26 protein-coding genes are annotated in these 26,725 nt (G+C 68.2%); 11 read left to right on the forward strand and 15 right to left on the reverse strand.

Translation table 11 applies throughout. The features are described from left to right. The first annotated feature begins 38 nt into the window (after positions 1-38). Both AC07NF_RS16370 and AC07NF_RS16375 read left to right on the forward strand, forming a co-directional pair. Positions 39-227 carry a hypothetical protein gene (locus AC07NF_RS16370; RefSeq protein WP_454717199.1) on the forward strand — a complete coding sequence of 63 codons (189 nt, stop codon included), beginning with the start codon at positions 39-41 and terminating at the stop codon, positions 225-227. A 159-nt stretch (positions 228-386) separates the two neighbouring features. Then, positions 387-923, forward strand: coding sequence for a hemerythrin domain-containing protein (locus tag AC07NF_RS16375; RefSeq protein WP_494628941.1), 537 nt, complete (start codon positions 387-389; stop codon positions 921-923). Between the two features lie 109 nt (positions 924-1,032). On the opposite strand, the gene AC07NF_RS16380 is transcribed toward AC07NF_RS16375, so the two are convergent. The 3 genes from AC07NF_RS16380 to AC07NF_RS16390 form a co-directional block, all read right to left on the reverse strand. Further along, the gene (locus tag AC07NF_RS16380) at positions 1,033-2,463 is read right to left on the reverse strand and encodes a UdgX family uracil-DNA binding protein (protein ID WP_494628940.1); all 1,431 of its coding nucleotides are present in this window, start codon (positions 2,461-2,463) and stop codon (positions 1,033-1,035) included. After that, positions 2,463-3,683 carry a putative DNA modification/repair radical SAM protein gene (locus tag AC07NF_RS16385; RefSeq protein ID WP_494628939.1) on the reverse strand — a complete coding sequence of 407 codons (1,221 nt, stop codon included), beginning with the start codon at positions 3,681-3,683 and terminating at the stop codon, positions 2,463-2,465. Before AC07NF_RS16385 ends, AC07NF_RS16380 begins: the two co-directional genes overlap by 1 nt. A 129-nt stretch (positions 3,684-3,812) precedes the next feature. Further along, positions 3,813-4,094 (reverse strand): HU family DNA-binding protein, encoded by a 282-nt coding sequence (locus tag AC07NF_RS16390; protein WP_066682603.1) that lies wholly within the window; start codon positions 4,092-4,094, stop codon positions 3,813-3,815. Between the two features lie 330 nt (positions 4,095-4,424). Between AC07NF_RS16390 and AC07NF_RS16395 the strand changes: the two genes are divergently transcribed. The 3 genes from AC07NF_RS16395 to AC07NF_RS16405 all read left to right on the forward strand — a co-directional run bounded on the left by AC07NF_RS16395 (position 4,425) and on the right by AC07NF_RS16405 (position 7,771). Further along, entirely contained in the window at positions 4,425-4,682 is a 258-nt protein-coding gene (locus AC07NF_RS16395; RefSeq protein WP_494628938.1) for a hypothetical protein, read from the forward strand. 7 nt (positions 4,683-4,689) lie between these two features. Continuing rightward, positions 4,690-7,284: a DNA ligase D gene (gene ligD, locus AC07NF_RS16400; protein ID WP_494628937.1), complete on the forward strand. Its 2,595-nt coding sequence runs from the start codon at positions 4,690-4,692 to the stop codon at positions 7,282-7,284. Between the two features lie 61 nt (positions 7,285-7,345). Continuing rightward, positions 7,346-7,771 (forward strand): nuclear transport factor 2-like protein, encoded by a 426-nt coding sequence (locus AC07NF_RS16405; protein WP_494628936.1) that lies wholly within the window; start codon positions 7,346-7,348, stop codon positions 7,769-7,771. On the opposite strand, the gene ku is transcribed toward AC07NF_RS16405, so the two are convergent. The 3 genes from ku to AC07NF_RS16420 all read right to left on the reverse strand — a co-directional run bounded on the left by ku (position 7,768) and on the right by AC07NF_RS16420 (position 10,196). Continuing rightward, positions 7,768-8,616 (reverse strand): non-homologous end joining protein Ku, encoded by an 849-nt coding sequence (gene ku, locus AC07NF_RS16410; protein ID WP_494628935.1) that lies wholly within the window; start codon positions 8,614-8,616, stop codon positions 7,768-7,770. The two genes, AC07NF_RS16405 and ku, sit on opposite strands and share 4 nt — an antisense overlap. Positions 8,617-8,628: 12 nt before the next feature. Then, positions 8,629-9,660, reverse strand: coding sequence for a DNA topoisomerase IB (locus tag AC07NF_RS16415; protein WP_494628934.1), 1,032 nt, complete (start codon positions 9,658-9,660; stop codon positions 8,629-8,631). Between the two features lie 128 nt (positions 9,661-9,788). Then, positions 9,789-10,196 carry a helix-turn-helix domain-containing protein gene (locus AC07NF_RS16420; RefSeq protein WP_291872646.1) on the reverse strand — a complete coding sequence of 136 codons (408 nt, stop codon included), beginning with the start codon at positions 10,194-10,196 and terminating at the stop codon, positions 9,789-9,791. Between the two features lie 218 nt (positions 10,197-10,414). Between AC07NF_RS16420 and AC07NF_RS16425 the strand changes: the two genes are divergently transcribed. After that, positions 10,415-11,425, forward strand: coding sequence for an NAD(P)/FAD-dependent oxidoreductase (locus tag AC07NF_RS16425; protein ID WP_494628933.1), 1,011 nt, complete (start codon positions 10,415-10,417; stop codon positions 11,423-11,425). Between the two features lie 23 nt (positions 11,426-11,448). Further along, complete coding sequence (locus AC07NF_RS16430) at positions 11,449-12,612, forward strand: acyl-CoA dehydrogenase family protein (protein WP_494628932.1); 1,164 nt, start codon at positions 11,449-11,451, stop codon at positions 12,610-12,612. Positions 12,613-12,681: 69 nt separating this feature from the next. On the opposite strand, the gene AC07NF_RS16435 is transcribed toward AC07NF_RS16430, so the two are convergent. Next, a complete protein-coding gene (locus tag AC07NF_RS16435; protein ID WP_494628931.1) occupies positions 12,682-13,401 on the reverse strand; it encodes an energy transducer TonB family protein in 720 nt (239 codons plus the stop codon). A 194-nt stretch (positions 13,402-13,595) separates the two neighbouring features. Here AC07NF_RS16435 and AC07NF_RS16440 point away from each other — a divergent pair, with 194 nt between their 5' ends. Then, positions 13,596-14,468: a transglycosylase SLT domain-containing protein gene (locus AC07NF_RS16440; protein WP_494628930.1), complete on the forward strand. Its 873-nt coding sequence runs from the start codon at positions 13,596-13,598 to the stop codon at positions 14,466-14,468. Here the strand turns inward: AC07NF_RS16440 and AC07NF_RS16445 are convergent. From AC07NF_RS16445 to AC07NF_RS16455, 3 genes are all read right to left on the reverse strand, one after another. Next, complete coding sequence (locus AC07NF_RS16445) at positions 14,458-15,645, reverse strand: CaiB/BaiF CoA transferase family protein (protein ID WP_494628929.1); 1,188 nt, start codon at positions 15,643-15,645, stop codon at positions 14,458-14,460. The genes AC07NF_RS16440 and AC07NF_RS16445 overlap by 11 nt on opposite strands. Before the next feature lie 89 nt (positions 15,646-15,734). Further along, positions 15,735-16,154, reverse strand: coding sequence for a nucleoside diphosphate kinase regulator (gene rnk, locus AC07NF_RS16450; RefSeq protein WP_494628928.1), 420 nt, complete (start codon positions 16,152-16,154; stop codon positions 15,735-15,737). A gap of 216 nt (positions 16,155-16,370) precedes the next feature. Beyond that, positions 16,371-18,164, reverse strand: a complete 1,794-nt coding sequence (locus AC07NF_RS16455) for a hybrid sensor histidine kinase/response regulator (protein WP_494628927.1) — start codon at positions 18,162-18,164, stop codon at positions 16,371-16,373. 153 nt (positions 18,165-18,317) lie between these two features. On the opposite strand from AC07NF_RS16455, the gene spbR reads away from it, so the two are divergent. Both spbR and AC07NF_RS16465 read left to right on the forward strand, forming a co-directional pair. After that, positions 18,318-19,466, forward strand: a complete 1,149-nt coding sequence (spbR, locus tag AC07NF_RS16460) for a pole-localized protein SpbR (RefSeq protein WP_494628926.1) — start codon at positions 18,318-18,320, stop codon at positions 19,464-19,466. A 56-nt stretch (positions 19,467-19,522) separates the two neighbouring features. Further along, positions 19,523-20,287, forward strand: coding sequence for an NUDIX hydrolase (locus AC07NF_RS16465; protein ID WP_494628925.1), 765 nt, complete (start codon positions 19,523-19,525; stop codon positions 20,285-20,287). On the opposite strand, the gene AC07NF_RS16470 is transcribed toward AC07NF_RS16465, so the two are convergent. The 4 genes from AC07NF_RS16470 to AC07NF_RS16485 are packed head-to-tail and all read right to left on the reverse strand — an operon-like array spanning position 20,288 to position 23,806. Beyond that, the gene (locus AC07NF_RS16470; protein ID WP_494629430.1) at positions 20,288-20,914 is read right to left on the reverse strand and encodes an ABC-type transport auxiliary lipoprotein family protein; all 627 of its coding nucleotides are present in this window, start codon (positions 20,912-20,914) and stop codon (positions 20,288-20,290) included. It abuts the gene before it with no gap. Between the two features lie 5 nt (positions 20,915-20,919). Next, positions 20,920-21,858, reverse strand: coding sequence for an MlaD family protein (locus AC07NF_RS16475; RefSeq protein ID WP_494628924.1), 939 nt, complete (start codon positions 21,856-21,858; stop codon positions 20,920-20,922). Continuing rightward, complete coding sequence (locus AC07NF_RS16480) at positions 21,858-22,694, reverse strand: ABC transporter ATP-binding protein (RefSeq protein ID WP_492812539.1); 837 nt, start codon at positions 22,692-22,694, stop codon at positions 21,858-21,860. Before AC07NF_RS16480 ends, AC07NF_RS16475 begins: the two co-directional genes overlap by 1 nt. Next, positions 22,691-23,806 (reverse strand): ABC transporter permease, encoded by a 1,116-nt coding sequence (locus AC07NF_RS16485; RefSeq protein ID WP_494628923.1) that lies wholly within the window; start codon positions 23,804-23,806, stop codon positions 22,691-22,693. Before AC07NF_RS16485 ends, AC07NF_RS16480 begins: the two co-directional genes overlap by 4 nt. A 252-nt stretch (positions 23,807-24,058) precedes the next feature. Between AC07NF_RS16485 and AC07NF_RS16490 the strand changes: the two genes are divergently transcribed. Beyond that, positions 24,059-25,618, forward strand: coding sequence for a methyl-accepting chemotaxis protein (locus AC07NF_RS16490; RefSeq protein WP_494628922.1), 1,560 nt, complete (start codon positions 24,059-24,061; stop codon positions 25,616-25,618). Positions 25,619-25,624: 6 nt separating this feature from the next. Here the strand turns inward: AC07NF_RS16490 and AC07NF_RS16495 are convergent, their stop codons facing one another. After that, positions 25,625-26,677 (reverse strand): LacI family DNA-binding transcriptional regulator, encoded by a 1,053-nt coding sequence (locus tag AC07NF_RS16495; protein ID WP_494628921.1) that lies wholly within the window; start codon positions 26,675-26,677, stop codon positions 25,625-25,627. Positions 26,678-26,725: the final 48 nt, after the last annotated feature.

Below are 26,725 nucleotides of genomic sequence, written 5' to 3' on the forward strand. Positions count from 1 at the left end.
GGATCGGTTGAAGTGGTTCACCGATCAAGGAGCACGCCATGTCCAAGCCGCCCCCCATTCCGCCCGAACAGCGCGCTTTCAAGGGCCAGAAGCCGGACCTGGATGACGGTCAGGCCGAGCTGGCCGGCAAGCAGCCGGGCAACGCCGACGTGAACCTCGACGAGCAGGGCAGTTCGGGCAATCTGCGCCAGAACACCAGCCGTTCGGGCAACATCCAGGACCGCTGATCCCCCAAGGGCCTTTAAGCCTGTCGAGCGGCCCAGCGTCGGCCGCTCGACACTGCGAACCTTTCGCAAAACCTCTTTTGATTGAGATGCTTAGCCTTCGGAACGGCCGGGGCGGTGAGGGGGTTTGTTGGCGGTCGGGGATATCGAGGGAGTCATTCCATGGCCGCCGCCGCCAAGTCATCCAGCAAGACCAAGTCCGCCAAGCCGCGCAAGTCGACCCGCCGCACGGGTCGCCGCGATCCGCTGGCCATCACCCTGCTCAAGAAGGACCACCGTGAGGTGGAGGCGATGTTCGACGAGTACGAACAGCTCGAGAAGGACGCCGACAAGCTGGCCCTGTTCAACCAGATTGCCCTGGCCCTGAAGGTCCACACCCAGATCGAGGAAGAGGTCCTGTATCCGGAGAGCCGCGGCGAGGTCGAGGACGACCTGATCGACGAGGCCTATGTCGAGCACGACGGGGCCAAGAAGCTGATCGCCGAGATCGAGGCGATGAAGCCTGGCCAGGAGTTCTACGACGCCAAGGTCAAGGTGCTGGGCGAGTACATCAAGCACCACGTCAAGGAAGAGGAGCAGCCCGGCGGCTTCTTCGCCCAGGCCAAGAAGGGCGACGAGGACCTCGAGGCGATGGGCGAACGCATGAAGGCCCGCAAGGAAGAGCTGATGGCGGATTACGGCGGTAAGGCCGCTCATTAAAAGCTGTCATCCCGGCCAAGCGCGTAGCGCGCCGAGCCGGGACCGCCGGAAGCTCTGAGTTTCCGGCGGTCCCGGCTCTTCGCTTTGCTACGGCCGGGATGACAGCCTTCTACGCCAGCCCCGCCAACTGCCCCGCCAGCCGCAGGTCCTGCACGAACTCCGCATAGGCCCGCGCCTTGGCGTCCTCGTCCGGCAACCGCAGCAGGAACGACGGGTGGTAGGTCACCACGCCCTGGCTCTGGTCAGGCAGCTGCAGCGCCTTCCCGCGATTGGCCCCGATCGGCGTTGGCTTGCCCATCACGCCCAAGGCCGCCGTCGCGCCCAGCATCACCACCACCTTCGGCCGCACCAGGCGGCGCTCGGCGTCCAGCCACCAGCGGCAGGCGGTGACCTCGCCCCGGTCCGGCGTCTTGTGGATGCGTCGCTTGCCGCGCGGCTCGTGCTTGAAGTGCTTCACGGCGTTGGTGACGAAAGTCCGGTCGCGGGCCACGCCGGCCTCGGCCAGAGCCCTGTCGAACACCTGGCCCGCAGGACCCACGAACGGACGGCCCGCGAGGTCCTCCTGGTCGCCGGGCTGCTCGCCCACGAACATCAGATCCGCCTTGGCCGCGCCTTCGCCCGGCACGCCCTGAGTCGCGTCGCGCCAGAGGTCGCAGCGACGGCAGACCTGCACGCCGGCATGGACCTCCTCCAGCGTCGTCGGCGCGCCTTGGCCGTACGAGGCGTCGCGGGCATGGCGCAGGGCGGCCTTCAGCACGCGGTCGGAGGGTTGGCGAGGCGTGGCGGCGACCATGGCGGTGGCGCGCTCCTGCGCGGTTTCGATCAGCTCGGGAATGAGCGCCGCCTCGGGCAGGTTCCGCCAATAGCGTTTCGGCATCTCCTGGCGCATCTGCTTCGGGTTCAGGCGGGCCGGATTGAAGATCGAGGCGTAGTAGGTGCGCCAGAGCTCTTCTTGGGCGTCCTCGGACGGCGCATCGGCCGGATCGGCGCCTTCCGACACGTACAGTCGCTCGCGGTCCCAGGCGACGCAGGCGTCGGGCGTCAGGATGGTCCAGTCCATGTTGGTGAAGCGGCGCACGAAGAAGCCGGCGGTGGCCTCCGTCACGCGGTGGGCGGGTTCGAACCAGGCGGCGTAGGTTTCGGTCGCGGCGCCTTCGATCAGCCGGAAGCGGACGAAGGCCTTCATCTTGTGCGAGGCGCGGCTGACGGCCTTGGCCATGTCGCGGGCCCGAGCCATGTCGGGATCGGCCGGATTGTCGATCAGCCGCGGCTCACGCTCCAGCCGCCACAGGATGCGGTAGAGCAGGGCGAGGCGGTCGGGGTTGCGGTGTTGGATCACCTGCTCGGCCAGCTCGACGAAGGCGGCGGGAACGGTGAAGTTGGCCGTGCTGGACGGCGTAGGCGGCGTGTCGACGTCGAACAGCTCCCGCTCCACCGTCCACACCACCGCCTGCGGCTCCACGCCTTCCGCCCGCAGAGCCCGCGCGGCCGTGCGCCAGCCGGCGAAGTCGATCTCGGACGCCAGGCGCACGACCCGCATCAGAACAGGCTCAGCTGCTGGGGCTGGACCAGGGCGGCCTTCAGGCTCTCGCGGTCGGCCAAAGCGCCGGGCGTCCAGTCGGCGGTGACCACGAAGGCCCTGGCGCGCTTCAGGACGGCCCCGACGCGTTTGAGGTCGTCGAGGGTCAGGCGGGTGATCTTCCGGGCCGCCAGGATGCGTTCCACGGCCTTTGCGCCCAGACCCGGCACGCGCAGCAACGTTTCCTTGTCGGCCGTCTGGATGTCGACCGGGAACTTGGCCCGGTTCCTCAGCGCCCAGCTGGTCTTGGGATCGACGGTGAGGTCTAGGTCCTCGCCCTCGGCCACGATCTCGGGGCGTTCGAAGCCATAGAACCGCATCAGCCAGTCGGCCTGGTACAGGCGGTGCTCGCGCAGCAGGGGCGGGCGAGACAGCGGCAGGCGCGAACTGGCGTCGGGGATCGGGCTGAAGGCCGAGTAGAACACTCGGCCCAGGCGATAGGCGCCGTACAGGCTGGCGCTGCGGGCCAGGATGTCGCCGTCCTTGGCTTCGTCGGCGCCGACGATCAGCTGGGTTGATTGGCTGCGGGCGAAGCTGCGCCTGCCGGCTTTCTTCGCCGGCTCGGCATGATCGTCGATGGCCAGGCGCATGCGACCCATGGCGCGCTTGATGTCGGTGGGACTCTTCTCGGGGGCCAGGGATGCTAGGCTGTCATCGCGCGGCAGCTCGATATTGATCGACACCCGGTCGGCATAGAGGCCCGCCTCGGCCGCCAGCTCGGGCGAGGCTTCGGGGATCAGTTTCAGGTGGATGTAGCCCCGGAAATCGTGGTCCAGTCGCAGCGATTTCGCCACCCGGACCATTTCCTCCATCGTGTAGTCGCCGGTGCGGATGACGCCCGACGACAGGAACAGGCCCTCGACATAGTTGCGCTTGTAGAAGTTCAGGGTGAGGTCGACGATCTCCTTCACCGTGAACCGCGCCCGGGGCGTGTTCGAGGACACGCGGTTGATGCAGTAGGCGCAGTCGTAGATGCAGAAATTGGTCAGCAGGATCTTCAGCAGGCTGATGCAGCGACCGTCGGGGGCGTAGGCGTGGCAGATGCCCATGCCCTCGGTCGAACCCACGCCCTGACCGCCGACGGAGGTTCTTTTCTCGGCGCCGGAAGAAGCGCAGGACGCGTCGTACTTGGCGGCGTCGGAGAGGATAGCGAGCTTGCGTCTGAGATCGAGAACGGCCATGCGCGGCACGTTATCGTTCTCTTTTTGTTCTGGAAAGTCTTCACGCGCGACGAGGGCATGAGGCTCAACGTCGCGCGTGAAGGGAAGCGTCGGGGAGCAGACTTTTAGAGCCGGCTCCCCGCCAAAGGCTTAGCCGTTGACGGCGTCCTTCAGTTGCTTGGCCGGCGTGAAGGCGACCTTCTTGCTGGCGGCGATTTCGATGGTCGCGCCCGTGGCCGGGTTGCGGCCGGTGCGGGCCGGCTTGGCCTGGACCTTGAACTTGCCGAAGCCCGGGATCGAGACTTCTTCACCCTTCACGGCGGCGTCGGAGATCGACTTGAAAACGCCGTCGATGATGGCCTTGGCTTGGGTCTTGGTCAGCTTGTCGTCGGCGGCGACAGCGGCGTCGACCAGATCGGAAACGTTCGTCATCTCTAAGCTCATGTCCTGTGAATCAGGGAGTTGTGAGCCTGCCGAGGCGTTTTGGGTTTGTCACCCGTTAGGGAAGGTTAAAACGCCGATTCATGGGGGCAAAACGCCCGTGGGCCGGGGATTTTTACGAAATCGTCGCCTCCGGAACGGCCAAGTTCAGGGCAAAAGCGTTAATGTTGGTCTTGGAAGTGGACTATCGGGCGACTCATGCACCAGGTGATTCTGCACGGAATCGCCTCCGGCCCGGTCCGCCGCGCGCTCAAAACGCCAAGTTAGGAACGCCCCCACGGCCCAGCCATTTCTCCTGCGAACCTCTCAAGGAGAACTGCCATGACCGACGTCGACAACGGATGGGACGGCCAGGACGGCGCCGAGGCGCTGGACGAGGATGTCGTCGGCAAGGACGGCGAACTGCGCACCTTCGAGGAGCTGCCGGACGTGCTGGACGTCACCCAGGCCGAGGGCGACGCCGACGATGACGACGCCCTGATCGCCGAAGAGCTGGATGACGACGAGATCATCGACCTCGAACAGGATGAGGACGGCGACCCCGACGACGTGCGTCCCGAAGTCTTCGACGGCGAGTAACCGGACGATGGCGACGCGCAAGCTGGCGGCCTACCAGGCCAAGCGCGACTTCAAGCTCACCGCCGAGCCTTCCGGCGAGGTCGAGGTCGCCGCGTCCGAGCGGGCGCGTTTCGTCATCCAGAAGCACGACGCCACCCGGCTGCACTACGACCTACGGCTGGAGCACGAGGGCGTCTTTCTTTCTTGGGCGGTGACCCGGGGGCCGTCGCGCGATCCGCACGACAAGCGCCTTGCCGTCCATGTCGAGGACCACCCGCTGGCCTATGGCGACTTCGAGGGCACGATCCCCGAAGGCCAGTATGGCGGCGGCACGGTGATGCTGTGGGACCGCGGCTGGTGGGCGCCCGAGCCGGGCTTCGACCTGGAGAAGGGTTTGAAGAAGGGCGAGATCAAGCTGGTCTTCGCCGGCGAGCGGATGAAGGGCGGCTGGGTCCTGGTCCGGATCAACAACGACAAATTTGGGGGCGGGAAACGCGAGAACTGGCTGCTGATCAAGCATCGCGACGAGTTCGCCATCGAGGGCGATCTCGACTTCCTGGAGGACACCAGCTTCTCGATCGCCTCGGGCCGGACGATGGACAAGATCGCCGCCGGCAAGGGCAAGGCGCCCAAGCCGTTCATGACCGACGCCGGCCCGGCCCCGGACGCGGTGTGGAACAGCAAGACCTCGCCCGAGGCCAGCGGCGAGAAGGCGGCCGCGGAGACGGGCGCGCCGAAGCGAAAAACGGCCAAAGCCAAGACGGCGGCCAAGATGCCCGACTTCATCCCGCCGCAGCTGTGCAAGCTGGTCGATCGACCGCCCGGCGGCGCCGGTTGGGTGCACGAGATCAAGTTCGACGGCTATCGCATGCAGTTGCGGGTCGAAGGCGGCCATGCGGCCCTTCGCACCCGCACGGGCCTGGACTGGAGCGATCGCTTCCCGCAGTTGATCAAGGACGCCGTCGATCTGCCCGACGCCCTGATCGACGGCGAGGTCGTGGCTCTGGACGACGCCGGCTCGCCCAGCTTCGCGGGCCTGCAGGCGGCGCTGTCGGACGAGGCGACCGAGGACCTGATCTTCTTCGCCTTCGACCTGCTGCATGCCGAAGGCGAGGACCTAACGGACCAGGAACTGGCGGACCGCAAGGACCGGCTGAAGACGCTGCTCCCCAAGGACGGCGAGCGCATCCGTTATGTCGAGCACTTCAAGAGCGGCGGCGAGGCGGTTCTCCAGTCGGCCTGTAGAATGTCGTTGGAGGGCGTGGTCTCCAAACAGCTGGATGCGCCGTATCGCTCGGGCAAGTCGGCGACCTGGACCAAGGCCAAGTGCCGGGCCGGCCACGAGGTGGTGATCGGCGGCTGGACCACGACGGGCGAGGCGTTCCGCTCGCTGATCGTCGGCGTCTACAAGGATGGTGATCTGGTCCATGTCGGTCGGGTGGGCACGGGCTTTGGCCGCAACAAGGTCGCCAAGCTGCTGCCGGCCCTGAAGGGCTTGGCGCGCAAGACCTCGCCGTTCAGCGGCAAGGGGGCGCCGAAGGGCGGGGCAGGGGTCCATTGGGTCGCGCCGGAACTGGTCGCCGAGATCGAGTTCGCGGGCTTCACGGGAGAGGGTTCGTTGCGCCAGGCGTCGTTCAAGGGACTGCGCGAGGACAAGCCCGCCAGGGCCGTCGAGGCCGAGGCCCCGGCGCCGGTCGAGGAGGCTAAGCTGGTTACGCCGAAAGCTGGCAAGGCCGCGGTGCTGGGCGTGGCGATCTCCAACCCCGACAAGCCGCTGTGGCCAGACGCCGGCGACGGCGCGCCGGGGACCAAGCTGGATCTCGCCCGCTACTTCGAAGCCGTTGGCCCCTGGATGCTGGAGCACGTGGAGGGCCGGCCCTGCTCGGTGATCCGCATGCCGGATGGGATCGGCCATGAGACCTTCTTCCAGCGTCATTCGGGCAAGGGCGTCTCGGCCCTGATCGACGAGGTCACGGTCAGCGGTGACCGCAAGCCGTATCTGGTCTTCAACACGGTCGAGAGCCTGGTCGCCGCCGCCCAGTGGGGCGCGACCGAGCTGCATCCGTGGAACTGCCGGCCGGGCGATCCCGAGGTCCCGGGGCGGCTGGTCTTCGACCTGGACCCCGCGCCGGACGTGGGGTTCGACGCCGTGGTCGAGGGCGCGCGCGAGATCCGCGACCGGCTGGAGGCGCTGGGCCTGGTCCCGTTCTGCAAGACCACCGGCGGCAAGGGGCTGCACGTGGTCACGCCGTTGAAGAGGGCGAAAACCGACTGGGACGCCGCCAAGGCCTTCGCCCGCGAGGTCTGCGCCCAGATGGCCGCCGACAGCCCCGACCAGTACCTGCTGAACATGTCCAAGAAGGAGCGCGGCGGGAAGATCTTCCTCGACTACCTGCGCAACGACCGGATGAGCACGGCCGTGGCCCCGCTGTCGCCGCGCGGCCGGCCGGGCGCGCCGGTGTCCTGGCCGGTGGCGTGGACCCAGGTGCGAAAAGGGCTGGATCCGTCGCGCTTCAACATCCGGACCGTTCCAGAGCTGGTGAAGGATCTCGACGCCTGGGACGCCTATGCCGACAGCGAGCGCGACCTGACGGCGGCGATCAAGAAGCTGGGCAAGGGGTAGGACGGATTTTACAGTGCCGCGATCCGGCGCCTTCGAACGTCGGAATAATGGGAGGGGCGACATGGCCCAAGAGCAAGCGCTGCAAACGCTGGAGACCTGGCACGACCTCCTGGAGAAGCGCGAGTTCGACCGCCTGCGGCCTTTGGCGGCCGACACAGTCGTTTTCCGTTCGCCGGCCTTCTTCACGCCGTATCCGGGCGTAGAGCCGCTGGTGCACATCATCTCGACGGTCAACACCATCTTCGAGGACTTCGCCTACCACCGCACGTTCTGGTCGGAGGGGCACGAGTCCGTCGTGCTGGAGTTCAGCGCCCGTGTCGGTGACAAGAAGCTCAAGGGCATCGACATCATCTCCTTCGATGACGCCGGCAAGATCCGGGAGTTCGAGGTGATGATCCGTCCCGCCAACGCCGCCGCGGCGGTGGGCGAGGCCATGGCCGTCAAGGCCGGGCCGCGCCTGAAGGAATTGTTGAGCAAGCCGGCCTAGCTGGCCTTCTTCCGCGCGGGAGCCTTGTGCGCGGCGGGCTTCTTGGTCGCCGACTTGGCCTTGGCCGGCGCCTTGCCCAGGCTGCTGCGCAACGCTTCCATCAGGTCGACGACGTTGGTGTCCTCGGGCTCCTCGACCACGACCTTGCGGCCCTTGCCCTTCTGCTTGTCCTTGATCAGGGCGCGCAGGGCGTCCTCGTAGCGGTCGTTGAACTGCTCGGGGTCGAAGGGACCTTCCTTCTGCTCGATGATCTTCTGGGCGATCTGGATCATCGCCGCGTCGGGCTGCTTGTCGGGAATGGCGTCGAAATAGTCGGCCGCGGCGCGGACTTCGTCATGGTTGCGCAGGCTCCAGGCGACCATGCCGTTATCGCGCGGCTCGATGGCCAGCAGGCGCTCGCGCTGGTGCATGACGACGCGGCCCAGGGCCACCTGGCCTTCCTTGCTCATCGCCTCGCGGATCACGCCATAGGCCTCGGCGGCCAACTTGCCGTCGGGGACCAGGAAGTAGGGATTGTCCCAATACAGGCGGTCGATGTCGTCGGCGCTGACGAAGCGCTCGATATCGATGGTGCGGGTGCTCTCCAGGCGGACGCTGTCGATCTCGTCCTGGGTGATGACCACGTACTCGCCCTTGCTGACCTCGTAGCCCTTGACGATCTCGGCCCGCTCGACGGGGCCGAGATCCGGATCGGTCGGGATCATCCGGATTCGGTTGTGCGTCTTTTTGTGCAGCATGTTGAAGTGCACGTCGCTGCTGGCGTCCGTGGCGGTGTAGAGGGCGACGGGGCAGGTCACGAGCGACAGGCGCAGGTGGCCCTGCCAAGTGGGACGGCCGGCGGCCATGGGCGCTCTCCTCTAGGCTTGCGCGCACGAGGCCTTCGCGGCCTCCAGGAAGCGGATAACGGCCAACTCGAACGCGCGCTCCGAGCGGCCCGGCTTCAGCGGCAGGACGCCTTGCTGATACGCCTCCAGCACCAGCGGATGGATGTACGAGCCGCGGCAGACGGCGGCGGTGTTGCCCAGCAGGCCCGCGACCGCCTTCACGCAGGTGTTGACGTTGCGCTTGGCCTCGCTGGCGGTGCCGGCCTTGGGGATCAGGCACAGGGCGCGGGCGGCGGCCAGGGTGCCGGCCCAGGTGCGGAAGTCCTTGGCCGAGAAGTCCTGGCCGATGGCTTCGCGGATATAGGCGTTGACGTCGGCGCTCTCGACCGAGCGGCGCTGGCCGTCCTCATCGAGGTACTGGAACAGCCTTTGGCCGGGCACGTCCTGGCAGGCCTTGACGATGCGGGCCAGGCGGCGGTCGCGGAAGCCCGTCGTGTGCGTCACGCCGCTCTTACCCTTGAAGGTGAACGTACCGCCCACGCTGGACAGCTTGGCGTGGCGGTCGCGCAGGGTGGTGAGGCCAAAGCTCTTGTTGGCCTGGGCGTATTCCTCGTTGCCGACCCGGATCAGGGTCAGCTCCATCAGGCGCACGACAGCGGCGATGACCTTGTCACGGGGCAGGCCTCGGAGGGTCAAGTCGGCCTCGACCCGGGCGCGCAGCTTGGGCAGGGCGCGGCCAAAGGCGATCATGCGGCCGAACTTCAGCCCGTCGCGGTCGCGCCGCCAGGCCTCGTGATAGCGGTACTGCTTGCGGCCCTTCAGGTCGCGGCCGGTCGCCTGGATGTGACCGCGCGGCGAGGGACAGATCCAGACGTCGGTCCAGGCTGGCGGGATGGCCAGGGCCTTGATGCGGTCCAGCGTGGCGGCGTCATCGACCTGATCGCCGTCCGGGTCGCGATAGGCAAAGCCATCGCCGGCCTTGACCCGGCGCAGTCCCGGATCGTCGTCATTGACGTACAGCAGACCGGTCGCCACCGGCTGAAGATCGAGCGTATCGCGCGGCATGTCGCCAGCCCTCCGTCCTTCGTCGGATCAACGGCGGGCGAGAGGGCGGGTTCCGGTGGGTTCCGAATGCGAAAAGGCCCGCGCCTTAGGAGGACACGGGCCTTTCGAAGCGTACTGTGCTGGGAAGCTTACGGAGCCTCGTCGTCCACCATGGCGCGGACCAGGTCGACCACGCGGCGACGCAGGCGGCGATCGGCCAGGCGGGGGAACAGGCTGGCCAGTTCCAGGCCTTCGGGCGTGGAGACGAACTCGGTCATGCGCTGGGCGAAGCCATCGTCGATGCCGCCGTCGGTCTCGTCCAGGCCCTCGAAGAAGTAGGACACCGGGGCCTGCAGCAGCTTGGCGGCGTCGTACAGCTTGCTGGCGCTGATGCGGTTAGCGCCGCGCTCGTACTTCTGGATCTGCTGGAAAGTGATGCCCAGGGCGTCAGCGACCTGGGTCTGCGACAGACCCATCATCTTGCGGCGGATTCTCAGCCGGGCGCCCACATACAAATCCACGGGGTGGGCTGGTTCGACTGCGGGTCGATCGTTCATCCGCCTCTATTCCAATTGCGCCGCAGGTAACGGCCATCATGCCAATATTAACGGGTATAGACACAGCTTGGCTGCATCGTCACGTCCGGACGTGCACGGAACGGGTCTTCGCGCCAAAGTGTCGCGCTCGATTTACTATCGTTAATGATGAATAGCCGAAGGATAGACGTGGTCGTTCCGGACTTGACGTCGGCGCCCTCCGGAGGTGTCTGCGCGCCATGACAGTTCAATCGGGCGTGCGTATCGCCGTGGCTGGGGCCGGGGCGCTGGGATCCGCGGCGGCTTTGCGCCTGGCGCGGGCCGGTTTTCAGGTCACCGTCTTCGATCCGGTGGCGCCGGGCGACAACGCCTCGGGCGTGGCGGCGGGCATGCTGGCGCCGGTTAGCGAGGCGCTTTTCGACCCCGCTTCGCGCGATCATTTGGTCCTGATGCGGCGCGCTCGGGACCTGTGGCCGGCCTTCGCCGAGGGGCTGGGGATCGAGATTCACCGCGCCGGCGTGCGAATCGAGGGCTCGGAAACCTGGCGCGAGCAGGTGGGGCAGAAGCTGCTCGACCTGGGCCTGCCGGCCGACGAGACCATTCCCGAGGACTGGCGCATCGAAGCCCGGCCGGCGCTGGCGGCGCTGCGGGCGGCGGCCGAGGCGGCGGGCGTGCGGTTCGAGGCCGTGGCGGTCGAAGACTTCACCCCCGGCGCGCTGCGGCTGACCGACGGCCGCGTCGAGGCCTTCGACATCCTGGTGCTGGCCACCGGTCCCGGCGCGCGGGACGGCCAACTGGCGCCGGAGACTGCCGCCCTGGCGCCGATCAAGGGGCAGCTTCTGCGGACCTCGGCGAGTGAAGGCGACATGGTCGTGCGCGGCGAGGGAGTCTATCTCGCGCCCGGCGCCACCCTGGCTGTCGGCGCCACCATGGAAGCCGGCCGCGACGACCTAGATCCCGACGCCTCGGCGACCCAAGCCCTGCGCGCCGCCGCCTGGGCGCTGCGGCCGGACCTGGATCTGGATGCGGCGAGTGTCGAGGTTGGGGTGCGGGTGACGACGCCCGACGGCCTGCCGCTGGTCGGCTGGAGCAAGGCGCCCGGTGTCATGCTGGCCGTCGGCGCGCGGCGCAACGGCTGGCTGCTGGCGCCGCTTGTGGCCGACATGGTCGCGGCGTATCTGAATGGCGATCACCCGAGCCCGGACGCCGCCGCCATGGACGCGCGCCGTTTCGAGAAGTCAGGGGTCTAACCAACGCAGGGGAGTAGGGCCGGATGTCCGGATTCTGGTTGACCGAAGAGCAGGAAGCCATCCGCGAAGGCGTCGCCAAGGTGTGCGCGGCCTTCGATGATGAGTACTGGCGCCGCACTGACGAGACCGGAATATTCCCTGAGGAATTCGTGGCCGCCATCGCCGAGGGCGGCTGGCTGGGCGTCGCGATGCCCGAGAGCGTCGGCGGCGCGGGCCTGGGCCTGACGGAAGCGGCCGTGATGATGCAGACCGTGGCCCAGTCGGGCGCGGGCTTCTCCGGCGCCTCGGCCATCCACCTCAACATCTTCGGCCCGATGCCGCTGGTGAAGTTCGGCACCGACGAACAGCGCGAGCGCCTGCTGCCCCGGATCATCTCGGGCGAGGACAAGATGTGCTTCGCGGTGACCGAGCCGAACTCGGGCCTGGACACCTCCAGCCTGGAGACGCGGGCCGAGAAGGTCGACGGCGGCTATCGCCTGAACGGCCGGAAGATCTGGACCACCGGCGCCCAGCGCGCCAACAAGATCCTGATCATCGCCCGCACGACGCCCAAGGACCAGTGCGCCAAGCCGCACCAGGGCCTGTCGCTGTTCTACACCGACGCCGAGAAGATCGAGGCCAAGCCGATCCCGAAGATGGGCCGCAAGGCCGTCGAATGTAACATGCTCTTCATCGAGGACCTGTTCGTCCCCGCCGAGGATCTGGTCGGGGAGGAGAACAAGGGCTTCGCCTATCTGCTGCACGGCCTGAACCCCGAGCGGGTGCTGTTCGCCGTCGAGGCCATCGGCCTGGGCCGCGCGGCCCTGGCCAAGGCGACCACCTACGCCAACGAGCGGATCGTGTTTGGCCGACCGATCGGCCAGAACCAGGGCGTGGCCCATCCGCTGGCCAAGTCGTGGGCCGAGCTGGAGGCCGCCAACCTGCTCGCCTTCAAGGCCGCCGCGCTCTACGACCAGGGCAAGGACTGCGGGGCCGAGGCCAATGCCGCCAAGTACCTGGGCGCCGAGGCGGGCTTCCACGCCTGCGAGAACGCGGTCCTGGCCCATGGCGGCATGGGCTACGCCAAGGAATACGACGTCGAGCGCTACTTCCGCGAGGCGATGATCGCCCGCATCGCGCCGGTCAGCCGCGAGATGATCCTGAACTTCATCTCCGAGCGCGTGCTCGGCTTGCCAAAGAGCTACTAGAGAAAAGGGCCGGATCGCCGATACGGAAGCGATCCGGCCCCCTCCGCTTCAAGGAGACGCGAGGGCGTATCAGGCGCCGGCGTTGAAGCGGATCGGGATGCGGACGGTGGCGCCGTCCACGGCCTCGCCGTTCTCGGTCTGCGGCTTCATCTTGAAGAAGCGCGAGACCTTGATGGCCGCGGCGCCGAAGCCTTCGTCGATCGGAGTCTCCGACAGCACCGAGCAGTCGCGGACCGTGCCGTTGATCGCCACCACGCAGTTCAGCGTGGCCGAGCCCGACAGGCCGCGCCGCTGGGCGCTTTCCGGATAGTAGCGCGCCATGTCGTCGGCCGAGGGCAGTCGCAGCCAGTTGGCGCGGGTGATGACCTTGGCCGGTGGCGACGGCGGGGCCGGAGGCGCGGGCGGATCGGCCGTGAACGTCGGCGGACCGCTGACGGCGGGGCCATCGGGCACGTCCAGGGTCTTCACCGGCAGGATGTCCGGCGGGGTGATCGGCGTCGTCACCGGCGGATGGATCTTGATCGGGTTCGACGGCGGCGGACGCGTGTTGCTCGGCGGGGGAGGAGGCGGCGGCTTCGGCGTCAACGGGGTGGGCTCGATGATGATGCCAGGGTCGTCGACCATCGGCGGCAGCGGCGAGACCCACTTCTGATAGGCCAGATAACCGATCAGCCCCATGTGCAGCGCGCCGGAGACGGCCAGGCCGATCAGCAGCACCTTCGAGGGCTTGCGCGGCGGGGCGTCCAGGCCGGGAATGCCGGAGCCACTGGGGTGGAGAGCCAGGTTCATGTCGATCTCCTACGCTTAAATTACATCTGTAGGATCAGGTCAGCACGAACGCTTCGGTCTGTAAATTGACATTCGTAATCCGCATGACGATTTGTCTTACGTCTGTAAGAATGGGTGCGGCATCTCGTCTCCGGACGCGAGACTCGGAACGTGGTTAATCGCGAATTAACCATAGTCGCCGACTCCTGAGGCCCATGCCCGCCGTCAGTTCCATCCGCAGCGTCGTCGAGTCGGCGATCCAGCGCGCTTCCAGCGCGACCGGGGTCGACTTCACGTTCTTGATGGGCACGGCCAAGCGCGAGAGCGGCTTCAACCCCGCCGCCAAGGCGCGGACCTCGTCGGCCTCGGGCCTGTTCCAGTTCGTCGACCAGACCTGGCTGTCCACGCTGAAGAAGCACGGCGCCAAGTACGGCTATGCCCGCTACGCCGACCTGATCAGCCAGGGCAGTGACGGCCGCTTCCGCGTCGACGGCGACGAGGCCCGCAAGGCCGTGCTGGGCCTGAAGACCGATCCGCACGCCGCCTCGCTGATGGCCGGCGAGCTGGCCAGCGACCACGCCTCGTATCTGCGCGGTCGGGTGGGGCGCGACCCCACGGCCGGCGAACTGTACGCAGCCCACTTCCTGGGTCCGTCGGGCTCGGCCCGCCTGATCCAGGCCGCCACCGCCTCGCCCGGCGCCAGCGCCGCGGCGATGTTCCCGGACGCGGCCCAGGCCAACCGCTCGATCTTCTACAAGGACGGCCGCGCCGCCACGGTGGGCGAGGTCTATGCCAACCTGACCAAGACCGGCGGCGCGACTCGCGTCGACATGGGTCCCGCCCAGGCTCCGGCGGTCCAGGCCGATCAAGGCTTCATGCAATATGCCAGCGGCCGTCGCCTGGAGCGCATCCGCCAGCAGGAGGCGATGGTCGACCTGATCCTGCGCGGCTCGCAGGACGTGGGCAATCCGTTCAGCGGCTCGTCCGACAGCGCCAGCATGGGCGGCGGTCAGCGCCTGGCCAGCTCGATGTTCTCGGCCGAGATGCTGCGCGTCCTGTCCGACGCCAATGAGAAGATCAAGCGCTGACGGCCGTCAGAGCCGCCACCTGATCCTCCGACCAACCCAATTCCCTGAACACCGCCTCCGTATCCGCGCCCAGCTTCGGCGCCGGGCCGCGCGGGCCGTCCTCTGATCCCGGGAAGCGGGCAGGGGCCGCCGGGGCCTTGAAGGTCCCGCCCGCGCCGTCGGGCGTATCCACGAAACAGCCCGCCGCCTCGGCCTGGGCGTCGACCGCCAGCTCGCGCGGGGTCTGGTAGGGCGCCCAGGTGATGTCGCCGGCGTCCAGGGCTTCGGCGGCGTCGTCATAGGCCATGGCCCCGAAGGCTTCATCCAGGATGTCGACCAGCGCCTGGCCGTTCTCGCGGCGGGTCTTGGCAGAGGCGAAGCGCGGGTCGTCGACCAGCTCGGGCCGGCCGGCGGCGGCGGCGATGCGGGGCCAGTCCACCGAGCCCTGACGCGGCAGCAGGCAGATCCAGCGGCCGTCGGCGGTCTTGTAGAAGTTGGCCAGCGGCTGCAGCGCCTCGCGCCGTCCACGCGTGGAGGCCAGCTTCCCGAAGCGCAGCTGGATCGCCATGTCCGAGCCGATCGCATAGACCCCGGTGCGCAGCAGCGAGGTCTCGACCAGCCGGCCGACGCCGGTGTTGGTGCGCTCGTGGACCGCCGCGAGGATCGCCGACACCGTGGCGAGCGACGTGACGTGATCGCCCATGCCGGTGCGGATCGGGAAGGGCTCGGTCCCCTTCGGCGCGGTGATCGACCCGACCCCGGCCCGCGACCAGAAGGCGGCCACGTCCATGCCCGGCTTGTCGCGGTCGGGACCGGTCAGGCCATAACCCGTCAGGCTGCAATAGATCAGGCGCGGATTGATCGCCTTCAGGGTCTCGTAGTCGACGCCGGCGCGGGCCAGGGCGGCGGGGCGGACATTGGTCAGGAAGATGTCGGCGGTCGCCGCCAGCGCCTTCAGGGCGTCGCGTCCCAGGTCGCTGCGGATGTCCAGCACCACCGCCTTCTTGCCCCGGTTGTCGAGCTCGAAGATCGGGTTGGCGTCCTGGTCCGAGCCGATGGTGTCGAAGAAGCGCCGCATCGGGTCGCCCTCGGGGGACTCGACCTTGATCACCTCGGCGCCCCAGTCAGCCATGATCCCCGCCGCGCCGGGGGCGGCGATATAGGTCGCCAGCTCGACGACCCGCAGTCCCTCCAGCATCGCTCTCTCCCTTTTATCGTTGGGAGGAGTGTGCGGGAGGGCGAGGGAAGGGGAAAGGCTTACCCGGCGGCAAGCCCTCCGTGGCGGCTCTAGAAGACCAGGCGGCCGGGCGGCTCGACCTTGAGGATGCGCAGCGCCCGCTCGTGGCCGTCGCGATCGGGCCATTGGATCGACTGGCCCACCGACAGGCCGATCAGGCCCGCGCCGACCAGGGACAGCACCGAGATCTTGCCGGCCTCGATATCGGCCTCCTTGGGATAGACCAGCAACACCGAACGGGCCGCGCCATGGGCGTCGTCCTCGAACCGCACGGTCGAGCGCATGCGCACGACATGGTCGGGCATGTCGGCGTCGGGGCGGACCTCGGCGCGGTCGATCTCGCGCAGCAGCAGGTCGGCCGCCAGCGGAGCGGCGTGCTCCATCTGCAGGGCCAGGGTCGACAGTTGTTCGGCCTCGGTTTCGGCCATGATGAGGTGTGGACGCACGACGGCGTCCGCTTGCGCGAGCATGGAAAGCTCCCAGCGATGATGTGATGGGGCGCGCGGAAGGGCGCGTTGTTAGGCGGCGGAATGCGTGATGTTCGCCCCGAACGCCCGCGACAGGCGCGCGGACGGTTCGGGGCTAGGAGCCTGCGAGCAGGCTACCGCCGTGATGGCGAAAACGCCGGAAGGTCGGGCGCGAAAACATGCGCCATTCTCGCCTTCGAACGCCTGAAGTCAAACGGCTTACGCGGCTTCCGACTTGGCGGCGTTGCGGTCCAGGGCCGAGGCGTCGGCCAGGGCGCGGGCCACGGCGGCCACGCTGACGGGTTTGCGCAGCACGATGTCGGCGCCAGCGTCGAGGAATTCCGAGGCCTCCTCGCCGTCGCCTTCGATGACCGCTATGATCGGCGTCTGGCGATTGGGGCCTTCAGCGCCGCGCAGCGAGGCGGCCGCGCCCGGGCCGTCCAGCACCGGCATGCGGTGGTCCAGCATCAACAGGTCGAACTCGGCGATCTTGGCCAGGTCGGCGGCGCGGCGGCCATTCTGGGCATGGACGACCTGGTGGCCCAGCTGCTCCAGGATGGCGCGCAGCATGGCCGCGTTCAGGGCGTCGTCCTCGGCGATCAGCACGCGCATCATGCGCTGGGTTCCCGGCGCTTCCGTGGGTCCCGTGTCCAGCTCTTGCTCCAGTTCGCACTCGGCGACGGCGTCGAAGGGCAGGGTCAGGGTGAAGCAGCTGCCAACGCCGACGGCGCTGCGGGCCTCCAGGGCGCCGCCCATCAGCCGCGCCAGCTGGCGCGACAGCGACAGGCCCAGGCCCGCGCCGTTGACGCCGGCGCCGGTGCGCTCGACGCGGCGGAAGGGCTCGAAGGCGTGCTCCATTTCCTCGGGGGTCAGGCCAGGACCGGTGTCGGCGACCTCGACCGCGACCAAACCGTCGCGCAGCTCGACACGGACCTCGATACGGCCCCGCACGGTGTATTTGACCGCGTTGCCCAGGATGTTGGCGATGATCTGGCGGGTGCGCAGGGCGTCGGCGACGGCGGCGCCCTTGTCGCGACCGCGCAGCAGCGGATCGATGTGGACGGACAGCTCCAGCCCCTTGGTCGCCGCGTGGGGCTTGTCCAGCAGGACCAGGTCCTGGACCAGGCGGACGGGATCGAACGGCTGGGTCTCGACGTTCAGGCGGCCGGATTCGGCGGTCTCGCTGTCGAGCGTGGCGTTCAGCACCGAGATCAGGTCCTGGGCCGCGTCGAGGGCGGCGTTCAGCTGTTCGCGCGACGGCGCGGCGCGGCCGCCCTTGCCGGCGGCGGCGGCCAGCACGTGGGTGACGCCGGTCAGGCCATTGCGGATCTCGTGGCTGAGGGTGGCGACGATGTCGGACTTGCTGCGGGCGGTGCGTTCGGCGGCTTCCAGCACCCGCAGGCGTTCGTCGACCAGTTCCTCGTGCGAGACGGCCAGGTCGTGCTGGCGGCGGAACATGCGGTTCAGGATCATGCCCAGGGTCAGGGCCAGAGCCACCGCGCCCCAGGTCAGCTCGCCGGCCTGGCGGCCGTCCGGGTGCGAGAACTGGGCGATCAGCGGACCGGCGGCGGCCAGCGGCGCGATGATCAACAGGGCGGGCAAGTAGGACGCGGCAAAGAAGGTGCACAGCACCGCGCCGGCCGTGGCCAGCATCAAAAGAGTTTCGCGGGCGGGGCCTGCGCCTTCGGCGAAGGCGGAGATCTGCACGACGCAGAGCGCCCACAGCACGCCGCACAGCACCTGGATCCGGGCGCGACGGTTAAGATCTTGCGACGCATCGTCGCGCAGCCAGTTCACGACGGCGTAGAAAGCGCCCCAGTTGATCGCGAAGATGGCGAAGCTGGCGGTCATCCAGGCGCGGTTGACGGCGAACGATCCGACCCACACGAACAGGGGCAGGCTGACCGCGAAAACCCCCAGCGCATAAGGCAAAAGCGCGGCCTGGGCGTCCAGGGCCTTGGCCAGTCGGGCGCCGTCCATCGGACTGGTTTTCAGGCGGCGCTCGGTGAGCAAGTTCGCGTTCCTCTTCGTTGAGCGCGAACCTTAGGGCAGCGTGGTTTGTACCCGGTTACGGGACATCGTTAATCCACAGCTTCCTAACGCAAACAATCATTAAGCCTAACCGCCCACCATGCGACTCCAAGCATAGCTCCCGGCAGGCGAACCATGGCCACGACACGCGCTGCACTCACCGACTCCGACATCCGCATGCTCGTGAAGGGCGCGACGCCTGACGAGCGCGCCTTGGCGGCGCACAAGCTGTGCCGGAGCATCGATCGCTCGGTCATGACCGACGACGAGCGTCAGGTCGCCCACGACATTCTGCGGGTGATGGCCGCCGACGCCGCCGAGCTGGTCCGCCGGGCCATGGCGGTCACGCTCAAGAATTCCCAGGCCCTGCCGGCCGATGTCGCCAACCGCCTGGCGCGCGACGTCGAGAGCGTCAGCCTGCCGATCATCAGCTTTTCGCCGGTGTTCACCGACACCGATCTGGCCGAGATCGTCCGCGTGGGCGGGCCGGTGCGCCAGATGGCGGTGGCCAAGCGTCCGAAGCTGTCGGCCAAGATCACCTCGATGCTGGTCGAGCAGGGCAATGAGGACGTGGTCGCCACGGCCGTCGCCAACGACAACGCCCGCTTCTCGGAAGTGGCGCTGCAAAAGGCCCTGGACCGCTTCGCCAAGTCCGAGACCGTGCTGCAGGCGGTGGCCTATCGCACGGCCCTGCCGCTGGCGGTGACCGAACGCCTGATCGAGATGGTCGGCGACCAGCTGCGCGACCACATCCTGGCCAGCCACGCCCTGTCGGCCGAATTGACCATGGAGCTGATCGTCGGCGCCAAGGAGCGAGCCACGATCGACCTGGTGGACCAGGCCGGACGCGCCGCCGATCCCAAGGCCTTCGTCGCCCATCTGCAACGGGTCGGCCGACTGTCGCCGTCACTGATCCTGCGCGCCCTGGCCCATGGCCACATGACCTTCTTCGAGTGGGCCGTCGCCGAGCTGTCCGGGGTGCCGCACCACCGCACCTGGCTGATGATCCACGACGCTGGCCCCCTGGGCCTGAAGGCGATCTGCGAGCGCGCCGGCCTGCCGCCGCGTCTCTATGCGGCGTTCCGCGCGGGCGTCGACGCCTTCCACGGCCTGGAGTTCGACGGTGGCGCCAACGATCGTGAGCGCTTCCAGGAACACATGATCCAGCGCTTCCTGACCTCGTCGCACACGGTTTCGCGCGAGGACAACGAGTACCTGCTGGAGCGCATGGACCGCAGCAGCAACAAGCGGCGCATCGCCCGCAAGGACCAGGGCACGGCTTAAACGGCTGTTCGAAAGGGGTCTGGGCAAGCGCACGCAGCGGCGCCAGACTTCCCGCCATGTCTGACTCACCGCCGGGCGCGATCCGTCCCGCCGCCACCGTCCTGCTGCTTCGAGACGCGCCTTCGTTCGAGGTGCTGATGGTCAAGCGGCACCACCAGATCGACTTCGCGGCCGGAGCCCTGGTGTTTCCGGGTGGCAAGAGCCACGGCGGCGACAGCGACCCGCGCTGGCGGGACCTGGCGATCGGCTTCGACGAGGTAGGGGGCGACGGCGTGGCCCTGCGCATCGCCGCCATCCGCGAAGCCTATGAGGAGGCCGGCGTCCTGCTGGCCCGCGACAAGGACGGCGCCTTCTATGCCGGCGAGGCGGCCAAGGACATCCGGGACGCGGTGGCGCAGGACAAGGTCGCCTTCATCGACGTGGTCGAGGACCTGGGGCTGAAGCTGGACCTGTCGGCCCTGACCGTCTTCGCCCGTTGGATCACGCCCAAGCTGATGCCCAAGCGGTTCGACACCTGGTTCTACGTCGCCCACGCGCCGTTGGCCCAGCAGGCGATCTGCGACGGCCACGAGGCGGTCGACGCCGAGTGGATCGCGCCGGGTCTGGCCCTGGAGCTGGCGGCCTCGGGCCAGCGCAAGGTGATCTTCCCCACGCGCATGAACCTGCAACTGCTGGCCGAAAGCGCCGATCCCGCCGACGCCGTGGCGCGGGCGGTAGCGCGTGAGCTGGTCACCGTCGAGCCGTGGATCGACGGTCCGGTCCTGCGGATCCAGGAAAACGCCGGCTACGGCCCGGTGACCGAACCGCTGGACGCGCTCTAGCTACTTCAGGCCGGTGCCCGAGGCGTTGACCCAGGCCACCACATCGCCCAGCACCTTGGCCGTCGCCTGGTCGAAGGCCGGGACGATCGCGCCGACGCGGTTGTCGGCGGCCTTCACGCGGGCTTCGAAGATCTGGTCGCCGACCAGGGCGCGGTCCTGGCTGCGGTTCAGCACGCCGCGCACGCGCACGACTACCTCCGGCGCGGCCTTGGGTCCGTTGACGTAGTCGGCCTCGAAAGTGCGGACTTCCAGCCGCAGCATCATGTCGGCCTTGGCCACCTCGCCGCGACCGATCAGGCGGGCGCGGCCGGGGTCGTTCTCGAAGGCGCGGGCGGTGGCTTCCTCGAACAGCACGAAGGCCGGCGAGACCCAGCGGGCGTCGGCGATATAGGCCACCTCGCCATTGGTGCTGGTCAGGATGCGGTCGCCGGCGGCGGCGCGGGTGAAGGACGAGGGCGTCTTCAGCACCCCGAACATCGCGCCGGGCGGGCCCTTAGGCACGCTGACCTCGGCCTCGCCGAAGCGATAGAGGCTGGCCGGCTTGGCCTTGGGGAAGACGCTGATGCAGCCGGAGAGGCTGACCACGAGCGCGGCGGCGGCCAGAGCGCGTGCGGTGTTGCGGATCATCGGGCTCACGGCTTGACCTCCATTTCCTTGGCGGGCGCCTTGCCGACCAAGCCTCGAGGGTTCTGTTCGACGTCGGCGACCAGGCGGTCCAGCGACTCGGCGGCCGACTGCAGGGTGACGATGGCTGACGACAGCTGCGGCAGGCCGGTGGTGGCGAAGTCGGTGGTCGGGCCTTCCAGCTTGCCGACCATGCCGCGGGCGTCCTTGGCGGCGGCCTTCAGCTCGGCGGCGGCGTCGCCCAGCTCCTTCAGGGTGCGCTTGCCGTCGCCATCGACCAGGCCGTTGGCGCTCTTGGAAAGCTCGGTGATCGACTGGGCGGTCGCATCGATGCTCTGAAGCGCCTTCTGGGCGTCGGCGATGATCTCCTTGCGCTCGCGCAGCTCGGCGGTGACCGCCTGGACGTCGCTGAGCGAGGCGCTGAAGGTCTTGATGTTCTGGTCGGACAGCACGCGATTGACGCGGTCCAGCGCCTCGATGGTGCGGGTCAGCACCGTGCCGCCGCCTTCCAAGAGGTCGGAGAGGGCGCTGCGCTGGCTGCGCAGGACCGGGACCTTGCCGTTCTTGACAGTGTCCTTCAGCAGCTCCTTGTTGGGCGAGCCGGCGGTGATCTGGACGTAGTTGACGCCTGTGATGCCCTGCGGCTCCAGCGTGGCGTAGCTGTCGACCTTGACCGGCACGTCCGAGGTCATGCGCACGCGGGCGATGACGCGGTTGGGATCGGTCTTGTCCAGCTCGATGCGGCTGACTTCACCGACCTTGATGCCGTTGAAGTGCACTTCGCCGCCCGTGGACAGACCGCGCACCGGACCGATGAACAGGATGTCGTACAGGTCGTAGTCCTTGCTGAAGCTGACCTTGGCCAGCCACACCACGAAGATCACCAGCCCCATGAACAGGGCCAGGGATATGGCCCCGACCAGGGCGTAGTTGGCGTTTCTTTCCATCAGAAGTCGGTCCTCGCCTCGGCCGGATCCTCGGAGGTCGCTGCGGCGCGTCCCCGGGGGCCCAGGAAGTACTGTTTGATCCAGGGATGTTCCGAACGCTCGAGCTCGCGCACGGGCGCCACGGCCACCACATGTTTGTCGGCCAGCACCGCCACGCGGTCGGTGATCGCGTAGAGGCTGTCCAGGTCGTGGGTGATCATGAAGACGGTCAGGTCAAGGCTGTCGGACAGGTCCTTGATCAGGGAGTCGAAGGCCTCGGCGCCGATGGGGTCCAGGCCGGCGGTGGGCTCGTCCAGGAACAGCAGCTCGGGGTCCATCGCCAGGGCGCGGGCCAGGCCGGCGCGCTTGCGCATGCCGCCCGACAGTTCTGCGGGCTTGAGCAGCGCGGCGCGGGCGGGCAGGCCGACCATGGCGATCTTGAGATCGGCGATCTCTTCGATTTCGCGACGCGGCAGCTTGGTGTGTTCGTGGAGCGGCGCGGAGACGTTCTCGCGCACGGTCAGGTTCGAGAACAGCGCGCCCTGCTGGAACAGCACGCCCCAGCGCCGCTCGACCGACGACCACCGCCGGCGCGAGGCCACGCGCATGTCGCCGCCAAACAGGCGCACCGTGCCGCCGTCGGGGACCTTCAGGCCGATGATGGTGTTCAGCAGCACCGACTTGCCGGTGCCCGAGCCGCCCACCACGCCCAGCACCTCGCCGCGCTCGACCTTCAGGTCCAGGCCGTCATGGACGGTGTTGTCGCCGAAGCACGAGACCAGGCCCTGCACCTCGATCGGATACTTCTCGGTGTCGGCCGTCTCGATTGCGGGCGGGATCACGGCGGGGCCGGTCATATGTCCAGCTCCATGTAGACCAGGGCGAAGATCGCATCGATCAGGATGATGGCGAAGATGGCGTGCACCACGGCCGCCGTCACGCGCCGGCCCAGTGACTCGATGTCGTTGCCGACCTCCATGCCCTGACGGCAGCCGATCGCCGCGATCACGGCGGCCATCACCGGCGCCTTGGACATGCCGATCCAGAAGTGCGTAGCCCCGACGAAGTCGATGATCCGCTGCAGGAAGAAGGTCGGCGACAGGTCCAGCACGGCCCAGACGACCAGGATGCCGCCGGCCAGGCCGGCGATTGTCGCCACGAAGACCAGCAGCGGGATCGTGAAGAGCAGGGCGGCGAAGCGCGGCAGCACCAGCGCCTCGTAGGGATCCACGCCCATGACCTGCATGGCGTCGATCTCCTGGTTCATCTTCATCGAGCCGATCTCGGCCGCGAAGCTGGAGGCAGAGCGGCCGGCCAGCAGGATGGCGGTGATCAGGATGTTGAACTCGCGCATGACCGAGATGCCGATCAGCTCGACCGAATACACCTGGGCCCCGAAGTCGGTCAGCATGTTGGCGCCCAAGAGGGCCACCACCGCGCCGATGAAGAAGGTCGTCACCGCCACGATCGGCATGGCGTCCAGGCCCGCGCGCTCGCACAGGGCGATGGTCGGGGCCCAGCGGATGCGGCGCGGATCGGCGATGCAGCGTCCCACGGCGACCAGCAGGTGGCCCAGGAACACCATGGTTCCGTAGGCGTCGCCGAACAGGCCGAATACGCCCTTGCCGATCCGTTCCAGCAAGGCGTGGAAGCCGCCGGAGCGGACAGTGGGTTCGGGCTCGACCTGGATGGCGGCGCCGACCAGCTCCAGCAGGCGAAGCACTTCGCGACGCGCCTGGACCTGTTCGGTCTTCAGGCGATCCCCCGCGGCGCGCAGGATGGCGTAGGCGCCGGCAGTGTCGCAGCGATTGACGCCGGTCAGGTCCAGATCCAGCGCACGCGCGCCCGACAGGGCGTCGTCCAGCCGAAGCCCGGCGTCGAACAGACCTCGCGCGGTCCAGTCCCCCGACAGCACCGCCGCCGTGCGGCCGTCCTGTTCGGTCAAGGTGAAGTCCGCCGGAAGCGCCATGAAGTCCTTGAGGATCGTTTCCTGGTTATATCCAAGCCCTGCCGTGGACCTGACAAGTCCAAAACGCGCCAAGGCGCAGCTTGTTGCTGCTTAAGGCGATATCGTGACGAAGAGCAGACAGCGCCCGGTTTTTGACGGCGTCCTCAAGCCCGGTGCGGCCACGGGGCGCATCGCGCCGAACTTCAATGTTGGTTAACGGATTCCCGTCACTGACATGGTCAACGAAACCTTACCCTCGAGTCGGAGTAACGCATGAGCGCGAACGCGAAGCTGGACCAGCGTATGGCTTTCATGCGCTTCGACGAACGCTCGCGTTCGGCCCTTCGCGCGATAAAGCCGGTGATCGACGCCGAGATCGCGGGCGCGCTAGGCAAGTTCTACAATCAGGTCCGCGTCTTCCCCGAGACCCGCGGCAAGTTCCGCGACGACGCCCACATGGCCGGCGCCGAGCGCGCCCAGGCCGCCCACTGGCGTCGGATCGCCCAGGCCGACTACGGCGAGACCTATGTCCGTGACGTCGAGCGCATCGGTCGGGCCCACGTCGACGCCGACCTGCAGCCGCAATGGTACATCGGCGGCTACGCCCTGGTGGCCGAAGAGCTGATCCGCGCCGTCATCGCCAAGCGCGCCAAGGGCATGTTCAGCAACGCCGCCAAGTCGGACGGCGAGCTGGCCGATGGCCTGGCCGCTCTGAACAAGGCCGTGTTCCTGGACATGGAACTGGCCATCTCCAGCTATCTGTCGCTGCTGCAGGAAGAGCGCGACGCCCTGGAGGCCGAGCGCGAAGCCGCCGAGGCCCGTCAGGCCCAGGCCGTAAAGGCCGTGGGCGAGGCCCTGTCGCGCCTGGCCGCCGGCGACCTGACCGCCCGGGTCGAGGGCGACCTGGCCCCCGAATTCCAAAGCCTGAAGATCGACTTCGAACAAGCCGCCGGCGCCCTGGCCGAGGCCATGCGTTCGGTCGAGCACTCGGCCGGCGGTATCCGCTCGGGCGCGGACGACATCGCCCGCAGCGCCGAGGACCTGTCGCAGCGCACCGAGCAGCAGGCCGCCACGCTGGAGCAGACGGCCGCCGCCGTCGAAGAGCTGACCGGCGCCGTCGGCAAGACCGCCCAGAGCGCCCGCGAGGTTTCCTCGCGCGTCGCCGAAGCCTCGACCGAGGCCGAGCGTTCGGGCCAGATCGTCACCCGCGCCGCCCAGGCCATGACCAAGATCGAAGCCCAGTCGCAGCAGGTGAACCAGATCCTGGGCATGATCGACGAGATCGCCTTCCAGACCAACCTGCTAGCCCTGAACGCCGGGGTCGAAGCCGCCCGGGCCGGCGACAGCGGCAAGGGCTTCGCCGTCGTGGCGCAGGAAGTGCGGGCGCTGGCCCAGCGCTCGTCGCAGGCGGCCAGCGAGATCAAGTCGCTGATCACCGAAAGCAGCCGTCAGGTCAGCGAAGGCGTCGAGCTGGTCGGCCAGACCGGCGAGGCCCTGCGGGGCATCCACGAGAAGGTCGGCGGCATCGACGAACTGGTCAACGCCATCGCCGCCTCGGCCAGCGAGCAGGCCACGGCCCTGGGCCAGGTCAATTCGGCCGTGAACCAGCTGGACCAGGTGACCCAGCGCAACGCCGCCATGGTCTCGCAATCGACCGAAGCCACCCACGCCCTGCGTGTCGAGGCCGCCGACCTGTCGAACCGCGTCGGGGCTTTCCGCCTGGGTGGCGGTCGTCCGCAAAGCTTCCAGCCGACCCAACGCGAACAGCCGGCCGAAAATCCGGTCCACGCCGCCCGCGCTCGCGTCGCCGCCTTCGCCCGTCCGGGTCGCTAAGGGCGGCTACTTCGGCGGCGGGGCCGTCGAGGCGCGGTGGATCAGTTCGAACGGCAGGAGCATGTCGACCGGCCGCTCGGGCGGTTCGCTGCTCTTGGCCCGGCCGATCAGCAGTTTGGCCGCCTCCGAGGACATTTCCGCCACCGGCTGACGCACGGTGGTCAGCTGCGGCCGGCTGAAGCGTGAGCTGGGGCTGTCGTCGAAGCCCGCCACCGAGACATCGCCGGGGATCATCAGTCCGGCTTCCGCGATCGCGGCGATGCAGCCCAGGGCCATGTCATCGTTCGACGCGAAGATCGCCGTCGGGCGGTCGGGCAGGGCCAGCAGCGCCTTGGCCTGCTCCAGGCCCGACTGGAAGGTGAAGTCGCCCTGGCGCACCCAACTGTCGGCCACGGGCAGGCCGCGTGCCTTCATGGCTTCCAGATAACCCTCACGCCGCGCCTGGCTGGCGCCATAGCGCGGCTCGCCGACGATGAAGCCGATGCGCTTGTGGCCAAGAGCGGCCAGATGCTCGGTCATCTCGCGGGCCGCGGCGATGTCGTCCATGTGCACGCGCGGGCCCAGGCCCTCGGCCTTTTCCGGACCGACGCGGACGTAGGGCGTGCCGGCCTTGTCCAGGGTCTCCAGCACGCCGGGATTGTCGGAAGAGGGCGGGGTCAGGATCACGCCGTCCGGCTTCAGGGCGGCCAGGAAGGCGGCCACGTCCTGGCGGACGTTCGGGCCGTCGTTGTCGATCAGCTCGATCAGCAGGTGATAACCCTGGTCGCGGCAGACCAGGGTCGCGCCCAGCTGGATGCGCGACAGGTAGTCGGCGCCGCGCTCGCTCTGCCAGTGGTCGATGGTCAGGGCCGCGTCGACGAACACGGCGATCACAAACGAGCGGGATCCGGCCAGGCTGCGCGCCGACAGATTCGGGCTGTAGCCGAGCTCACCGGCCGCCTCGAGCACACGATCGCGCATGGCGGGCCGAACGTTCGGCTCCTTGTTCATCACCCGCGAAACGGTCTTGATCGAGACGCCCGCCTTCGCGGCGACGTCGTAGATCGTCACCGAAGCCATCAGCTCGCCCCGACTACATTGAGATTCACGCCCATTTGCTCAGACTAG

It is taken from the genome of Caulobacter sp. GW821-FHT10A06 (assembly GCF_059415805.1).

Excerpts from the sequence above, each read along its gene's own strand:
- AC07NF_RS16370 (WP_454717199.1), top strand. The coding sequence starts at position 39 with ATGTCCAAGCCGCCCCCCATTCCGCCCGAACAGCGCGCTTTCAAGGGC.
- AC07NF_RS16375 (WP_494628941.1), top strand. The coding sequence starts at position 387 with ATGGCCGCCGCCGCCAAGTCATCCAGCAAGACCAAGTCCGCCAAGCCG.
- AC07NF_RS16380 (WP_494628940.1), bottom strand. The coding sequence starts at position 2,463 with ATGCGGGTCGTGCGCCTGGCGTCCGAGATCGACTTCGCCGGCTGGCGC.
- AC07NF_RS16385 (WP_494628939.1), bottom strand. The coding sequence starts at position 3,683 with ATGGCCGTTCTCGATCTCAGACGCAAGCTCGCTATCCTCTCCGACGCC.
- AC07NF_RS16390 (WP_066682603.1), bottom strand. The coding sequence starts at position 4,094 with ATGACGAACGTTTCCGATCTGGTCGACGCCGCTGTCGCCGCCGACGAC.
- AC07NF_RS16395 (WP_494628938.1), top strand. The coding sequence starts at position 4,425 with ATGACCGACGTCGACAACGGATGGGACGGCCAGGACGGCGCCGAGGCG.
- ligD (WP_494628937.1), top strand. The coding sequence starts at position 4,690 with ATGGCGACGCGCAAGCTGGCGGCCTACCAGGCCAAGCGCGACTTCAAG.
- AC07NF_RS16405 (WP_494628936.1), top strand. The coding sequence starts at position 7,346 with ATGGCCCAAGAGCAAGCGCTGCAAACGCTGGAGACCTGGCACGACCTC.
- ku (WP_494628935.1), bottom strand. The coding sequence starts at position 8,616 with ATGGCCGCCGGCCGTCCCACTTGGCAGGGCCACCTGCGCCTGTCGCTC.
- AC07NF_RS16415 (WP_494628934.1), bottom strand. The coding sequence starts at position 9,660 with ATGCCGCGCGATACGCTCGATCTTCAGCCGGTGGCGACCGGTCTGCTG.
- AC07NF_RS16420 (WP_291872646.1), bottom strand. The coding sequence starts at position 10,196 with ATGAACGATCGACCCGCAGTCGAACCAGCCCACCCCGTGGATTTGTAT.
- AC07NF_RS16425 (WP_494628933.1), top strand. The coding sequence starts at position 10,415 with ATGACAGTTCAATCGGGCGTGCGTATCGCCGTGGCTGGGGCCGGGGCG.
- AC07NF_RS16430 (WP_494628932.1), top strand. The coding sequence starts at position 11,449 with ATGTCCGGATTCTGGTTGACCGAAGAGCAGGAAGCCATCCGCGAAGGC.
- AC07NF_RS16435 (WP_494628931.1), bottom strand. The coding sequence starts at position 13,401 with ATGAACCTGGCTCTCCACCCCAGTGGCTCCGGCATTCCCGGCCTGGAC.
- AC07NF_RS16440 (WP_494628930.1), top strand. The coding sequence starts at position 13,596 with ATGCCCGCCGTCAGTTCCATCCGCAGCGTCGTCGAGTCGGCGATCCAG.
- AC07NF_RS16445 (WP_494628929.1), bottom strand. The coding sequence starts at position 15,645 with ATGCTGGAGGGACTGCGGGTCGTCGAGCTGGCGACCTATATCGCCGCC.
- rnk (WP_494628928.1), bottom strand. The coding sequence starts at position 16,154 with ATGCTCGCGCAAGCGGACGCCGTCGTGCGTCCACACCTCATCATGGCC.
- spbR (WP_494628926.1), top strand. The coding sequence starts at position 18,318 with ATGGCCACGACACGCGCTGCACTCACCGACTCCGACATCCGCATGCTC.
- AC07NF_RS16465 (WP_494628925.1), top strand. The coding sequence starts at position 19,523 with ATGTCTGACTCACCGCCGGGCGCGATCCGTCCCGCCGCCACCGTCCTG.
- AC07NF_RS16470 (WP_494629430.1), bottom strand. The coding sequence starts at position 20,914 with ATGATCCGCAACACCGCACGCGCTCTGGCCGCCGCCGCGCTCGTGGTC.
- AC07NF_RS16475 (WP_494628924.1), bottom strand. The coding sequence starts at position 21,858 with ATGGAAAGAAACGCCAACTACGCCCTGGTCGGGGCCATATCCCTGGCC.
- AC07NF_RS16480 (WP_492812539.1), bottom strand. The coding sequence starts at position 22,694 with ATGACCGGCCCCGCCGTGATCCCGCCCGCAATCGAGACGGCCGACACC.
- AC07NF_RS16485 (WP_494628923.1), bottom strand. The coding sequence starts at position 23,806 with ATGGCGCTTCCGGCGGACTTCACCTTGACCGAACAGGACGGCCGCACG.
- AC07NF_RS16490 (WP_494628922.1), top strand. The coding sequence starts at position 24,059 with ATGAGCGCGAACGCGAAGCTGGACCAGCGTATGGCTTTCATGCGCTTC.
- AC07NF_RS16495 (WP_494628921.1), bottom strand. The coding sequence starts at position 26,677 with ATGGCTTCGGTGACGATCTACGACGTCGCCGCGAAGGCGGGCGTCTCG.